Origin of the sequence: Modicisalibacter radicis, assembly GCF_900961225.1 — a bacterium.
Taxonomy (GTDB): domain Bacteria; phylum Pseudomonadota; class Gammaproteobacteria; order Pseudomonadales; family Halomonadaceae; genus Modicisalibacter.
Genome location: NZ_CAAHFN010000065.1, coordinates 368,048 through 382,010 on the forward strand (window position 1 = coordinate 368,048; position 13,963 = coordinate 382,010).

The 13,963-nt window shown below is 66.8% G+C and carries 13 protein-coding genes and 1 pseudogene; 3 read left to right on the forward strand and 11 right to left on the reverse strand.

Annotated features, from left to right (window positions below; genetic code table 11):
• Positions 1-23 precede the first annotated feature (23 nt).
• Positions 24-671 (reverse strand): 3-isopropylmalate dehydratase small subunit, encoded by a 648-nt coding sequence (gene leuD / locus HR9077_RS12315; protein WP_136067278.1) that lies wholly within the window; start codon positions 669-671, stop codon positions 24-26.
• Between the two features lie 3 nt (positions 672-674).
• The gene (gene leuC / locus HR9077_RS12320; RefSeq protein ID WP_136067279.1) at positions 675-2,114 is read right to left on the reverse strand and encodes a 3-isopropylmalate dehydratase large subunit; all 1,440 of its coding nucleotides are present in this window, start codon (positions 2,112-2,114) and stop codon (positions 675-677) included.
• Positions 2,115-2,317: 203 nt separating this feature from the next.
• Here leuC and HR9077_RS12325 point away from each other — a divergent pair, with 203 nt between their 5' ends.
• A complete protein-coding gene (locus HR9077_RS12325; RefSeq protein ID WP_136067280.1) occupies positions 2,318-3,193 on the forward strand; it encodes a LysR family transcriptional regulator in 876 nt (291 codons plus the stop codon).
• Between the two features lie 25 nt (positions 3,194-3,218).
• Here HR9077_RS12325 and phaC read toward each other — a convergent pair whose 3' ends face one another.
• The 5 genes from phaC to prmB all read right to left on the reverse strand — a co-directional run bounded on the left by phaC (position 3,219) and on the right by prmB (position 8,499).
• The gene (phaC, locus tag HR9077_RS12330; protein ID WP_136067281.1) at positions 3,219-5,132 is read right to left on the reverse strand and encodes a class I poly(R)-hydroxyalkanoic acid synthase; all 1,914 of its coding nucleotides are present in this window, start codon (positions 5,130-5,132) and stop codon (positions 3,219-3,221) included.
• Between the two features lie 183 nt (positions 5,133-5,315).
• Complete coding sequence (locus tag HR9077_RS12335; RefSeq protein ID WP_136067282.1) at positions 5,316-5,786, reverse strand: phasin family protein; 471 nt, start codon at positions 5,784-5,786, stop codon at positions 5,316-5,318.
• A 117-nt stretch (positions 5,787-5,903) separates the two neighbouring features.
• A complete protein-coding gene (locus HR9077_RS12340) occupies positions 5,904-6,254 on the reverse strand; it encodes a hypothetical protein (RefSeq protein WP_136067283.1) in 351 nt (116 codons plus the stop codon).
• A 139-nt stretch (positions 6,255-6,393) separates the two neighbouring features.
• Positions 6,394-7,479: a chorismate synthase gene (gene aroC, locus HR9077_RS12345; protein ID WP_136067284.1), complete on the reverse strand. Its 1,086-nt coding sequence runs from the start codon at positions 7,477-7,479 to the stop codon at positions 6,394-6,396.
• Between the two features lie 36 nt (positions 7,480-7,515).
• Positions 7,516-8,499: a 50S ribosomal protein L3 N(5)-glutamine methyltransferase gene (gene prmB, locus HR9077_RS12350; RefSeq protein ID WP_244613177.1), complete on the reverse strand. Its 984-nt coding sequence runs from the start codon at positions 8,497-8,499 to the stop codon at positions 7,516-7,518.
• Positions 8,500-8,640: 141 nt separating this feature from the next.
• Here prmB and HR9077_RS12355 point away from each other — a divergent pair, with 141 nt between their 5' ends.
• On the forward strand, positions 8,641-9,216 hold the full coding sequence (locus HR9077_RS12355; protein ID WP_136067285.1) for a Smr/MutS family protein: 576 nt from the start codon (positions 8,641-8,643) through the stop codon (positions 9,214-9,216).
• Positions 9,217-9,237: 21 nt separating this feature from the next.
• Here the strand turns inward: HR9077_RS12355 and HR9077_RS12360 are convergent, their stop codons facing one another.
• From HR9077_RS12360 to HR9077_RS12370, 3 genes are read right to left on the reverse strand one after another with little or no spacing between them, the layout of a single operon-like run.
• Positions 9,238-10,332 (reverse strand): patatin-like phospholipase family protein, encoded by a 1,095-nt coding sequence (locus tag HR9077_RS12360; protein WP_136067286.1) that lies wholly within the window; start codon positions 10,330-10,332, stop codon positions 9,238-9,240.
• A 10-nt stretch (positions 10,333-10,342) separates the two neighbouring features.
• A complete protein-coding gene (locus HR9077_RS12365; RefSeq protein ID WP_136067287.1) occupies positions 10,343-11,257 on the reverse strand; it encodes an alpha/beta fold hydrolase in 915 nt (304 codons plus the stop codon).
• Positions 11,254-12,051: an alpha/beta fold hydrolase gene (locus tag HR9077_RS12370; RefSeq protein WP_136067288.1), complete on the reverse strand. Its 798-nt coding sequence runs from the start codon at positions 12,049-12,051 to the stop codon at positions 11,254-11,256. Before HR9077_RS12370 ends, HR9077_RS12365 begins: the two co-directional genes overlap by 4 nt.
• A gap of 431 nt (positions 12,052-12,482) precedes the next feature.
• Here HR9077_RS12370 and HR9077_RS12375 point away from each other — a divergent pair, with 431 nt between their 5' ends.
• Positions 12,483-13,430 carry an AEC family transporter gene (locus tag HR9077_RS12375; protein ID WP_210725916.1) on the forward strand — a complete coding sequence of 316 codons (948 nt, stop codon included), beginning with the start codon at positions 12,483-12,485 and terminating at the stop codon, positions 13,428-13,430.
• A gap of 114 nt (positions 13,431-13,544) precedes the next feature.
• Here HR9077_RS12375 and HR9077_RS12380 read toward each other — a convergent pair.
• Positions 13,545-13,963: pseudogene (locus HR9077_RS12380) on the reverse strand (aldehyde dehydrogenase (NADP(+))); the annotation flags it as partial.

Here is a 13,963-nt window from a genome sequence, read left to right on the forward strand (position 1 = left end):
TCTGGGAGCTGACGAGATTCCGATCAGCCGGCCTGGCGGAACAGCCAGGGCCGCGCCTGACGATGACGCTGCTCGAACTCGCGGATCGCGTCCTCGTGCTCGAGTGTCAGGCCGATGTCGTCGAGGCCGTTGAGCAGGCAATGCTTGCGGAAGGCATCGACGTCGAAGTGCAGCACCTCGCCTTCCGGGGTGGTGACGGTCTGCGCCTCGAGGTCGACGTCCAGCCGATAGCCTTCATTGGCCTCGACGGCCTGGAACAGCCGCTCGACCGTGGCCTCGTCGAGGGCGATAAGCAGGATGCCGTTCTTGAAGGCGTTGTTGTAGAAGATGTCGGCGAAGCTCGGCGCGATGATCACCCGGAAGCCGAAGTCCTCGAGCGCCCAGGGCGCGTGCTCGCGGGAGCTGCCGCAACCGAAGTTGCGCCGTCCGAGCAGTACGCTGGCGCCCTGGTAACGCGGCTGGTTGAGCACGAAGTCCGGGTTGAGCGGGCGCTTCGCGACATCCTGGCCCGGGTAGCCCTCGTCCAGATAGCGCAACTCGTCGAACAGGTTGGGACCGAAGCCGGTACGCTTGATCGACTTGAGAAACTGCTTGGGAATGATCAGGTCGGTATCGACGTTGGCGCGGTCGAGCGGCGCCACCAGGCCCCGGTGCGTCTTCAATGCATGCATGGTTCAGGCCTCCTGGGGCTGGGCATGGAATTCACGAACGTCGACGAAGTGACCGGCCAGCGCGGCGGCCGCGGCCATCGCCGGGCTGACCAGGTGGGTGCGACCGCCGTAGCCCTGGCGACCCTCGAAGTTGCGGTTCGAGGTCGAGGCGCAATGCTCGCCGGGCTCGAGCTTGTCGGCGTTCATCGCCAGGCACATCGAGCAACCCGGCTCGCGCCACTCGAAGCCGGCCTCGATGAATACCCTGTCGAGCCCCTCGGCCTCGGCCTGGCGCTTGACCAGGCCGGAGCCCGGCACCACCATCGCCAGCTTGATCGAGTCGGCGATGCGCCCGCCGCGGGCGACCTTGGCCGCCTCGCGCAGGTCCTCGATGCGCGAGTTGGTGCACGAGCCGATGAACACCTTGTCGAGCCGGATGTCGGCGATCTTCTGCTGCGGCGCCAGACCCATGTAGGCGAGCGCGCGGCGGATGCCGCCCTGCACGGTCTCGTCGGCCTCGGCATCCGGGTCGGGTACCGAGCCGGTGACCGGCGCGACCATCTCGGGGCTGGTCCCCCAGGTGACCTGCGGGGCGATCTCGGCGGCGTCGAACACCACCTCCTTGTCGAACACGGCATCGTCGTCCGAGACCAACGCGCGCCAGTCGGCCACCGCGGCGTCCCAGAGATCGGCCGCCGGCGCGTAGGGGCGCTCGCGGAGATAGTCGATGGTAGTGTCGTCGACCCCCACCAGGCCGACCCGGGCGCCGGCCTCGATGGCCATGTTGCAGATGGTCATGCGGCCTTCCATCGACAGCTCGCGGATCGCGCTGCCGGCGAATTCGATGGCGTAGCCGGTGCCGCCGGCGGTGCCGATGCGCCCAATCACCGCGAGCACGATGTCCTTGGCGGTGACGCCGACGCCCAACCGGCCCTCGACACGCACGCGCAGGTTCTTCATCTTCTGCGCCAGCAGGCACTGGGTCGCCAGCACGTGCTCGACCTCGGAGGTCCCGATGCCGTGGGCCAGCGCCGCGAAGGCGCCGTGGGTGGCGGTGTGCGAATCGCCGCAGACCACGGTCATCCCCGGCAGGGTGGCGCCCTGCTCGGGGCCGACCACGTGGACGATACCCTGGCGGGCGTCGTTGATGCGAAACTCCTCGATGCCGAACGACTGGCAGTTGTCGTCGAGTGTCTGCACCTGGATCAGCGACACCGGATCCTTGATGCCGGCATTGCCTTCGGCGCGCTCGAGCAGCGTGGTGGGCACGTTGTGATCCGGCGTCGCCAGATTGGCGTCCAGCCGCCACGGCTTGCGCTTGGCCAGACGCAGCCCCTCGAAGGCCTGCGGTGAAGTCACTTCGTGCAGCAGGTGACGGTCGATGTAGATCAGCGCGCTGCCATCGTCGCGCTGCTTGACCAGATGCTGCGACCACAACTTGTCGTAAAGGGTCTGGCCTGCCATGGGTCTCCTCCAGCGTGCTCGTTCGAGCGTCCGGCGCCGCGGCGCCATTAGTCGGTCTTGATCCGGTCGGTCCGGTCAGGAGTAGCGGCACTCTTGATGTGTGAGGTGCCTTGTCATGTGCAAGGTTAATGGCCCCTTACCCATGAAAGCAATTCATGTTATTTATTCTTTGAATTCCGAAACGGAATACCAAGAGAGGGATCATGGATACCCAGAGCCTGCAGGCGTTCGTCGCGGTGGCCGATCATGGCTCATTTTCGCTGGCCGCCGAGGCGCTCTACCTGACCCAGCCGGCGGTCAGCAAGCGCATCGCCACCCTCGAGGACCAGCTCGGCGTACGCCTGTTCGACCGTATCGCTCGCCGCGTCTCGCTGACCGAAGCCGGTCGATTGCTGCTGCCGCGGGCCCGCGAGATCCTGGTGATGGTCGACGACAGCCGACGCGCCCTGGCCAACCTGGCCGGCGACGTCGGCGGCAGCCTGACCATGGCCACCAGCCACCACATCGGCCTGCACCGCCTGCCGCCGCTGCTCAAGACTTACACCCAGGCGCACCCCGACGTGCGCATGGACATGCGCTTTCTCGACTCGGAGCAGGCTTATCAGGGGGTCCTGGACGGCGAACTGGAGATCGCCGTGGTGACACTGGCCCCGTCGCCGGACCCGCAGCTCACGGTGGTGCCGGTGTGGGTCGACCAGCTGCGCTTCGTGTGCGGCAACGATCACCCGCTGGCCGGTCACCGCACGCTCTCGCTGTCGGCCCTGACCGGCTTCGATGCGGTGCTGCCGGGTCACCTGACCTTCACCCGGGGGATCGTGGTCGAGACCTTCGCCCGCGAGGGGCTGAGGGTCGACGTGGCGCTATCGACCAATTACCTCGAGACGCTCAAGATGATGGTGGCCATCGGGCTGGGCTGGAGCCTACTGCCGGAATCGCTGATCGACGACGAGGTCACGATCCTGCCGATCGATCATCGTCCGATCGAGCGCCCGCTGGGTTATATCGTGCACAAGAGCCGCACGCTTTCCAACGCCGCCCGCTCGATGCTGGCCCTGCTCGACGCGGCGGCGGGCGCCTGATCAAGCTTTCACACGCCCCCGCGGATCACTGCCTTTCCTGGCCGACGCCATCGCCCCGGGACTCGCCGTCCGCTGCCGTCTCGTCATGCGCTTCGGCACCCGCGAGCAGCCCCAGCACCTGCGGAATCGACTGGCGCACGTAGCGCCCCGGTGCCGGCTCGATCGGCTTCAGTTCGCCCTCGCCCGGCTGTCGGGCGGGAACCCGCCTGGCCATGTCGACGTAGCCGTTATCGATCATCCACGCCTGCCAGTGCGGCCACCATGAGCCCTCGTTGTGGGTCGCGCCGGCGAACCACTCCTCGGGCGTCGGCGGCAGCTCGGCGTTGGTCCAGTAGCCGTACTTGTTCTTGCTCGGCGGATTGACGATGCCGGCAATGTGCCCCGAGCCGCCCAGCACGAAGGTCACAGGCCCCTTGGGGTATTGGGTGCCGTAGTAGGTGGAGTTCCACCTGGCGATATGATCGTCGCGCGCCGAGACGAAATAGCTCGGCGTGGAGATCTTGCGCAGGTCGATCTTGACGCCGTCGAGCTCGATGCCGCCCGGCTCGACCAGCCGGTTCTCCAGGTACATGTTGCGCAGGTACCAGCCGTGGGTCGCCGCGGGCAGGTTGGTGCCGTCGGTGTTCCAGTACAGCAGGTCGAACGCCGCCGGCGTCTCGCCCTTGAGGTAATTGTTGACGAAGAACGACCAGAACAGATCGTTCTCGCGCAACAGGTTGAAGGAAAACGCCATGACCCGGCCGTCGAGATAACCATCGGCCGCGAGCTGGCGTTCGATGCCCTGAAGGATCGGCTCGTTGACGAACACGCCGATCTCGCCAGGATCGCTGAAATCCTGCAGCGTCGCCAGATAGGTGACCGAGCGCACCTTGCGTGCGCGCCGGGTGCTGGTCAGGTAGGCCACCGTCGAGGCGGCGAGGGTACCGCCGACGCAGTAACTGAAGAGGTTGACCGATTTTTCGCCGCAGGCCTGCTCGATCGCCCCCATCGCGGCGATCGGTCCCAGTTGCATGTAGTCGGCCCAGGTCAGGTCGCGCTGCTCGGGCCCGGGGTTGCGCCACGAGATCAAGAATACCGTGTGGCCCTGCTCGACCAGCCAGCGCATCAGCGAGTTGTCCGGGCGCAGGTCGAGAATGTAGTACTTGTTGATCCACGGCGGAACCACCAGCAGCGGCGTCTTGAACACCTTCTCGGTGGTCGGGGCGTACTGGATCAACTGGATCAGTTCATTCTCGTAGATCACCTCGCCGGGCGTCACGGCGATATTCTCGCCGATATGGAAAGCCTCTCGGTCGGTCATCGACACGTTGAGGCCTTCGGCGGAATTGGCCAGGTCCTCGCGCAGCCGCGCCAGGCCATCGAGCAGGTTCTGGCCCCGAGTCTCGCGAGTGATGCGCATCACTTCGGGATTGGTGGTGACGAAGTTGCTCGGCGCCATGGCGCTGACATACTGCCGGGCATAGAACGCCAGGTTGTGCTTCTGCTTGTCGTCCAGGCCCTCGACGCTGTCGACCAGCGCCTCGACCCACTGCGCGAACACCAGATACTGCTGAAGCACGAAGCGATAGAAGGGATCCTGTCGCCAGGCGTCATCCTTGAACCGGCGATCCTTGGGGTCGGGCTCGACGATCAGCTCGCCGACATCGCCGGCCACATCACGCATCGCCTGCTGCCATATCTGCCACTGACGCTCGGCGGCGTGCAACTGGGCCCGGTAGAGTGCGTCGGGCCGGCTGGCGAGCACCTCGGCGGCGGCGCGAATGCTCTGCTGCATGTCCTCGTAAACGGCGGAGGCGGCCTCGCTCGGCCAGATTCGCTCGACCATCTCCCCCATCAGCGTCTGGTACTCCAGACCGATCGCTTCCAACTGCGCGGTCAGTTCCGGATCGACCAGCGCCTGCCACTCACCCGACCACTCTCTCGGCCACTCTGACGCCATGCGTCCTCCTCGGGATCCCCGTACCGCATTCGATGACGATCATCGCTGTATAGCCATGGCTGGCAGCAATGAGACGCGCGTTACTGTCGATGACAGGGGGACGCCGCCGCCGTAATGGCGGCGGCGTCCGATGTGTTCGTTCGAACGGGCGGGCCGGGCGCGAACCCGGCCTCGCCAACGACATCAGCTGGACTTGCGTGACGAACTGCTGCTGGAGCTGCTATTACCGCCGCCGCTCGACTTGGCCGAGGCCGATTCGGTAGCCGACTTGGCCGACTCGCTTGCTGCCTTGGCGGTCTGATTCGCCTGATCGGCGGCCTTCTGGCTGGCTTCGCTGAGGCCCTGCTCCAGTTCATTCCTGAAGGACATGCTCAGCTCGGTCATGGCTCGCGCGTCTTCGATCATCTGCTGGGAGAGCTCGTTCATCAGCTCGGCCTGGCGCGTCGTGAAGTCGCGCAGGTCATCGGCACTCTGGATCTCCGAGGCGGCGCGCATGCGCTCGGTACCCATCTGGGTGTAGCGCTTCATCGATTCGAGCTGGTACTGGGTCATCTTTTCCATGTTGTCCAGCATCAGACCGTTGATCTTGCGCATCGGCTCGAAGAAGCTCTTGGCCTGGTCGGCGAAGCTATTGAACATCTTGTCTTGCTGCATCTCGAATCCCTCCTGGAGGAACGGCGTAGACAGGTCGGCAATGCGATGCAGCACAGACTGCATGCTGCACCGCACAAAGCGTAGCCGGCCACTTGCGACCTTGCAATAGACGCTTGGTCACGACTTGCGGTTCTGCCGCGAGGTCGCCGATGCGCCTGCGGTGGAGCGACTGGCCGCGCCGCCCGTCTTTTCGTCCTTTTCCGGTTGCTCGGTGGAAGAGGAACTGCCCGCCTTGCGCAACATGTCCAGCATCATCTGCTGGTAATTACCGAACTGGGTCATGCCCTGGGTCATGCCCTGCTGCAAGAAAGGCTGCATCAGATTCCAGGGATCATACCCCTCGACGCCGGCATCCATCTGCTGCTGGATACGCGACATCATCTCGCGCTGGAAGGCATCGACATCGGGCAGCCCCAGCGCCTGGCGAAATTCTGCCGGGGTCATGTCGAACTCGACGTTTATTTTCATGGCAGGACTCAAGTCGGTACGTGTCGACTTGAGTGTAGCAGGCAATACGGCGTAACCGGTCGGCGAAAAGCGACGCTCGGGGAAGCGCTACAGGAAAGGATGCGAACGGCCCCGCGCCGGCCGGAACCGGCGCGGCGAATCAGCGCAGTCGCGGCGTCGACACCGCGACGTCGGCGTTCTGGGCGCGATGGCGCAACAGGTGATCGATCAGCGTCAGCGCCATCATCGCCTCGGCGATGGGCGTCGCGCGAATGCCCACGCAGGGATCGTGGCGCCCCTTGGTGACCACCTCGACGGGGTTGCCATGCGTGTCGATGGAGCGCCCGGGCCGGGTAATGCTCGAGGTCGGCTTGAGCGCCAGGTGGGCGATCAATGCCTGCCCCGAGCTGATCCCGCCGAGCACACCGCCGGCGTGATTGGAAACAAACCCCTGGGGGGTCATCTCGTCGCGGTGCTCGCTGCCGCGCTGGGCGATGGCGGCGAAACCATCGCCGATCTCCACGCCCTTGACCGCGTTGATGCTCATCAGGCCATGCGCCAGGTCGGCGTCCAGGCGATCGAAGACCGGCTCGCCCAGCCCTACCGGCACGCCTTCGGCGATCACGCTGATCCTGGCACCGACCGAGTCCTGGTCGCGGCGAAGCTGATCCATGAACGCCTCGAGCTCGGGCAGTCTGGCCGGATCGGGGCAGAAGAAGGGGTTGTCGTCGACGCCGTCCCACGACTTGAAGTCGATGGCGATCGGGCCGAGCTGGCTCATGTAGCCGCGCACCGTGATGCCCTGGCTGGCCAGGTACTTCTTGGCGATCGCTCCGGCGGCGACCCGCATCGCGGTCTCGCGGGCGCTCGAGCGGCCGCCGCCGCGATAGTCGCGACGGCCGTACTTGTGGTGGTAGGTGTAATCGGCATGCGCCGGGCGGAACTGGTCCTTGATGTTCGAGTAGTCCTTGGAGCGCTGATCGGTATTCTCGATCATCAGGCCGATCGGGGTGCCGGTGGTCTCGCCTTCGAAGACCCCGGAGAGGATGCGCACCTCATCGGGCTCGCGGCGCTGGGTGGTATGCCGCGACGAGCCCGGGCGCCGACGGTCCAGGTCGCGCTGCAGGTCGGCTTCGCTCAAGGCCAGCCCCGGCGGGCAGCCGTCGACGATGGCGCCCAGCGCCGGACCGTGGCTCTCGCCGAAGGTGGTTACGGTGAACAGCTTGCCGAAGGTATTGCCGGACATGCAGCGATCCTCGAATGGAGTCGGACGAAACGGGAATCAGGCGAAACGGGCGGCATACGCGTCGAGCTCGCCGGCGGTCAGCGCGAACACGCCGTGGCCGCCGCGCTCGAATTCCAGCCACAGGAACGGCACTTCGGGGTAGGCGGCTTCCAGGTGGCGATCGGAATTGCCGACCTCGACGATCAATACGCCGTCGTCGTTGAGGTGAGCGCGCGCCTCGCGCAGCAGACGGCGCACGATATCCAGGCCGTCGGCTCCGGCACCCAGCGCCAGGGCCGGCTCGTGGCGGAACTCGGCGGGCATCCCCGCCAGGTCGCGGGCATCGACATAGGGGGGATTGACGACGATCAGGTCGTAGCGCTGCCCGTCGAGGCCGTCGAACAGGTCGGCGAGTACCGCGCGCACGCGATCGCCGACCTCGTGGCGAGTGATGTTGATCTTGGCCACCGCCAGCGCCTCGGGGCTGACATCGGCCAGATCGACTTCGGCGGTAGGCATGTGCAGCGCGCTGGCGATGCCGATGCAGCCCGACCCCGTGCACAGATCGAGGATGCGTGCCGGCGGCGCCGCGGGGAACCAGGCGGCGAAGTGGTGCTCGATCAGCTCGGCGATCGGCGAACGCGGAATCAGCACCCGCTCGTCGACCGAGAATGGCTGGCCGGCGAAGAACGCCTCGCCGAGCAGGTAGGGCAAGGGCTTGCGCGTCTCGATTCGCGCCCGTACCAGCGCGACGATGCGCTCGCGCTCGATATCGAGCAGCCGCGCGTCGAGCACTGCCGGGTCGACGTCCCAGGGCAGATGCAGCGCGCCGAGCACCAGCGCCACCGCCTCGTCCCAGGCGCTCGCCGTGCCGTGCCCGAAGTGCAGGCGCTGCACGTGGAATTCGCTGGTCGTCCAGCGCAGGCAGTCGCGCAGCGTATGAAGCTGCGCGGCGAGCTGCGCATCGTCGAGGGCCAGTGTGCTGTCGGCCGAGTGGATGGCGGCCGATGGGCCTGCGCCAGAGGTATGGGGAGCGGTCACGCGTCGTCCTGTGCAGATACGGGGTAAGGCTGAATTGACGGCGATTGTACCTGCCCCGCGCCACGCTTCACAGTCGCGCCTCAGTCGCTATACTGGGGCGCTTTCGCGCCCCCATTCCCCGTTACCTGAAGAGAGTGCCGCATGAGCCGACGGCGCAGCCCGCCCGACGAGGAGATCTCGCTGTTTCGCCAGGCCCTGAAGGAAGCCGGCGTACAGCGTCTGATCAGCGATCGCGCCGACCCGGGCAAGCCGCGTCGCGACGACACTCAGCGCCTGGCGGCAAGGCGCGAAGCGGCCGCCTCGGCGGCGGCCGACGCGCCGCGCAGCCGCACCAGCGACGGGCGTGTCGAGCCGGTGCGCCCCAGCACGCCGCTGGACTTCGCCGTCGCCGACCTCCCCTACCGCACCCATAGCGCGCTCAAGCGCGGTCAGATCGACTGGCAGGCCGGGCTCGACCTGCACGGCTATACCCTCGACGAGGCCCGCGACCATCTCGAGCGGTTCCTGCACGACGCGCGCGCCGAGCGGCTGCGCTGCGTGCTGGTGGTGCATGGCAAGGCCTGGACAGGCATGGCCGACTATCCGGTGATCAAGAGCCACGTCAACGCCTGGCTGCGCGAATGGCCGAGCGTACTGGCGTTTAGTTCGGCGCGCGACGCCGATGGAGGTACCGGCGCGGTTTACGTGCTGCTGCGCCGACGTGGCAGGGACGCCTGACAGCCCGTCGCGGGGTGTGTGCTATTTCGTTTTCCTGGCCTTCGCGACGTCCTTGGGCCCCGGCCCCTCGTTCGTCGAGGACGGTGGCGCTTGCGTCACGCTCGGGTGACGCTGCGTATCCGGCGGCTCGCCGGCCGCCGTGGTCAGGTCGCGCTTGCCCTCGTAGCGATCCAGGGCCTGCGCCCCCAGATGACGGCCCAGGCAGATCAACGCCTCGGCGCGATGGAACTCGTAGGCGCCGCATACCGTCTTGGGGATCTCCACCAGTACATCCGGCGGGTAACCGGCGATCTTGTACATGGCCAGCGCCGCCTGGGTGATCTCGAACGAAGTCAGCATGATGTCGAGCTTGCCCCAGGCGCGCTCGGCGGCGCGTGAGTCGCCCGCGTTCCCGTGGGTGCCCGGATCCTCGTCGCCGCCGTTGGCAAACATTCGCTGGGCGCGGCTGCGCATCCCATCGAACCAGACCGACAGCCCGTGCCCGGAGGCGTCCTGCATGGCCTCGCGCCGCTGTTCCTCGGCCGCTTCGTCGGCCGGCAAGAGCTCTTTCAGGGTCACCGGCTTGTGGGTCTGGGCAGTGGCGTTGACCGCCAGGATCAGATCGGCTTGGGCGGAAACCGTGGGAATGATCGGCAACGGATTCAGCAGGCCGCCGTCGACCAGCACCTGATCGCCGATATGCACCGGGGTGATAAGTCCGGGCACGGCGATGGATGCCCGGATCGCGCGCAGCAGCGGCCCGCTCTGGAACCATACCTCGCGCTGGCGGCCGATGTCGGTGGCCACGGTAGTCAGCGGAATCGGCAGATCCTCGATCCGGGTATCGCCGACCAGTTTCGAGATACGCGACATCACCTTGCTGGCGCGCATCGCGCCCATCGGGCTCCAGGTCACGTCGACCAGCCGCAGGACATCGAAGTAATCGAGCCGGGTGACCCAGTCGCGGTAGCCCTGAAGCTCGCCGGCCGCATAGACGCCGCCGATCACCGCACCCATCGAACAGCCGGCGATCGCCACCACCTCGTAGCCACGCGCCTCGAGCTCGTCGATGACACCGATATGCGCATAGCCCCGGGCACCACCGCTGCCCAGTACCAGCGCAACCCGCTTGCTCATGCCGCCTCCCTCACTTGTCTTGCACACCCTGCATGGCCGTCACGCCCTCGGCGCTGCCGGCCGACTCCGCGACGTATTCGCCGATCGCCGCCGCCACCGCCGCCACGGCGTCCGGCTCCAGATGCAGATGATGCCCGCCGGGCAGCACGCGCCGCTCGAGCGTCACCAGCGCCTGGCGGGCACGATGGGCGAAGCCGTGCCCGCCGAGAATGCCCTGCTCGCCCTCGACCAGCAGCGACGGCGCCTGAATGGCGCCGAGTATCGCCAGGGCCTGCTCGGGGCAGAAACGCACCAGCGAGGGCCGCAGCAGGCGGCCATCGGTACGCAGCCGCCAGCCGCCCTCGGCGTCCCGCGCCACGTTGCGCGTCACCAGCGGCTCGGCGGTCGCCGCATCGATGGGCGTCACGCCGCCGCCGACACGTGCGGCGATGGCACTCTCGATATCGGCATAGCGGGGTGACGGGGATATCCGCCTGCGTTGGGCGATCAACCCCTTGCGCAGCTGGGCCGCACTGTCCTCGCTGGGCGTGGTCAGCGTGCCCAGGCCGTCGATGAGCACCAGCCGCGCGACCCGCTCGGGCATGGCCGCGGCCACCAGACAGGCGACCCCGGCGCCCATCGAGTGGCCGAGCAGCGTGGCCCGCTCCAGGCCCAGCGATGCCAGTGCGTCGAGCACATCGTGCGTGTAATCCCAGATGGCGTAATAGACGCCCGCCGGGTGACACCGGGACAACCCGTGTCCGGCGAAGTCGATCGCCACCAGGCGAATGCCCAGGGCGTCGGCAAGGCGCGGTGCCAGGCGCGAAAAACTCGCCGCGTTGTCCAGCCAGCCGTGCAGCGCCAGCCAGGTCGGCGCGCCGACCTCGCCCCAGGCCAGTCCGGCCAGCCGGCCATCGGCCAGTGATATCTCCTCGGCTGTTCTCATCCTTCCCTCCCCAGCAGTTGATCGATGGTGGCGACGAGCGCCTCGCGCGCGGCCTGTGGCGCCTCCATGGGAAACATGTGGCCGCCCGGGACCTCGCGCACGTCGATGCCATGGCGGCGCAAGCGTTGCCGACGCGCCGGCGTCATCAGGTCGGATTGCCGACCGGCAATCAGTGCCGCAGGCACGTCGAGGCGCCGGGACAGCCCATGCAGGCGGTCCGGCAGATGGCGAAATATCGCCACCTCGGTGGTCGATTCGAAGACCAGTTCGACACTGCCGTCGTCCAGCTGACGCGTCGCGCCGTTGATGTAATCTTCCAGCGCCTCGGGCGTGAAGCGCGAGAACAGCGCGCGGCGGCGCAGATAATGCCCCATCGCGTCGCGATCGGGCCAGGTCGTGCGTCGCCCCCGGCTGCGCCCGGCCGGGGTGACACGCTCCGCCAGCCCCAGACGCTTGGCTAGACGGAGTGCCAACGCATCACGGCCCACCATCAACGGCGGGTCGAGCATCACCACGCAGCGAAAAGCCTGCGGCGCGGCCGCGGCAGCCATCAGCATCAGCACGCCGCCCATCGAGTGGCCGACGCCGACGACCGGCTCGTCGAAACGCCGAACCTGAGCGAGCAGCTCGTCACGCAGCGCCGGCCAGTTGTCGCTGACCGGGAACGCCGGGTCGTGGCCCAGGCGGTCCAGCGGAAACAGCTCGAAGCGCTCCGCCAGCGGTGCGAGAAAGCGACGATAGCTGGCGCCGGTAAATCCGTTGGCGTGTGCGAAAACCAGGCGCGGTCGTGTCATGGAACGGCTTTCCTCGAGGTGGTGCAGCGGCCGGCGGCTGGGCCTAGCAGGCTAACGGGTTTATCATGCCACAATTGTCGCGGCCAACGCCGCCGTCCCGGCCACTTTGCCGGCAACCCCGCTTGCCGGCATGGCCATAGCTGCCAGGAGCCTCCGTGTCCCGATCCCCCCGCCCCCGCAACACCCGTCTGCGCAACAATCTGTTCTTCGCCACCGTAATCGCCGCGCTGATCGTCGGCTTCTGGCTGATTCGCTGAGGTTGGCAGTCAAGCCGGCGGGCGAAGGCCGGACGCGGCAGGAATCAACGAATAGGCGGACTGGGCTCGCACACGAGTTTACGGGGAGTCAATGAGTATATTGAGAAGATTTCTAACGCAATATCGGCGAGCACAGACGGTTTTCTTACAGAGCCTCGGGAGATACCGGCTACCATGAACCTGCTGGATGTCTTCCTCCACACCCTGAACGTCACCCTGCCCGTCTTCGCGATGGTCTTTCTGGGCATTCTCTTCAAGCGCATCGGCTGGATCGACGCGCACTTCATCACCACCGCCTCGATGCTGGTGTTCCGGGCGACCATGCCCACCCTGATCTTTCTCAGCATCATCCGCGCCGACCTCGGCGTCGCCCTGCAGCCCGCGCTGATCGGCTACTTCCTGGGCTTTTCCGTACTCAGCTTCTTCCTCGTCTGGGCCTGGGCCCATTGGCGTTGCCGGTTCGAGGATCGCGGCGTCTTCGCCCAGGGTGCGTTTCGCGGCAACTGCGGCATCGTCGGGCTGGCATTGGCAGCCAGCCAATATGGCGATTACGGATTGTCGCTCGGCGGGATCATGGTCGGGGGGATCATCATCATCTACAACGTGCTGTCGGCGGCGGTGCTGGCCTACCACAGCGCCAGCGCCAAATCCGGAGTGCTGACGATCATCGGCCATGTCGCCAAGAACCCGCTGATCCTCAGCGTGCTGCTGGCCATCCCCTTCGCCTACTTCGCGATCGACCTGCCGGAATGGCTGATGACCTCGGGCAACTATTTCGGCGCCATGTCGTTGCCGCTGGCACTGGTCTGCATCGGCGGCACGCTGTCGTTCAAGTCGGTCAAGCGCAGCAGCAGGCTGGCCCTCGACGCCAGCCTGTGGAAGATCGTCTGGTTGCCGATGCTCGGCGTGCTCGGTGCCCTGGCGCTGGGCTTTCGCGGCGCGGAACTCGGCATCCTGTTCCTGTTTCTCGGCAGCCCCGGTGCCGCCGCCAGTTTCGTCATGACCAAGGCGGTCAACGGCAACGCCCAGCTATCCGCCAACGTCATCGTGATCACCACCTTCGCCTCGCTGTTAACGCTCAGTGCCGGGGTCTTCATCCTCACCGCATTCGGCTTGATCTGAGCGGCTCTTCGAATCAGTCACCACCGGGCCGATATCGAGTCACCCGTTCACACACAGGGCGGCCCTCGGGCCGCCCTTTGTGCGTGGCGCTTGTAGCATGCGTGGCTTTTCCGCTCAGCCCTCGCGCTTTCCGTCATACAACCGCTTCAGGCCCAGCGGATTGCTCTCCTTGAGTGCCTCGGGGCGCAGCGCGTCGGGCAGGTTCTGATAGCACACCGGCCGCAGGAAGCGATGGATCGCCGCGCTGCCCACCGAGGTGGTGCGCACGTCCGAGGTGGCCGGGAAAGGCCCGCCGTGGACCATCGCGTGGCACACCTCGACGCCGGTCGGCCAGCCGTTGACCAGCAGGCGCCCGGCCTTGCGCTCGAGCGTCGGCAGCAGGTCGCGGGCCGCGTCGTGGTCGGCGTCGTCCATCTGCAGGGTGATGGTGAGCTGGCCCTCGAGTCGATCGGCGACCTGCTTCACCTCGGCCCGGTCGCGGCACTCGATCACCAGCGAGGTGGAGCCGAACACCTCTTCCTGCAGCGCCGCGT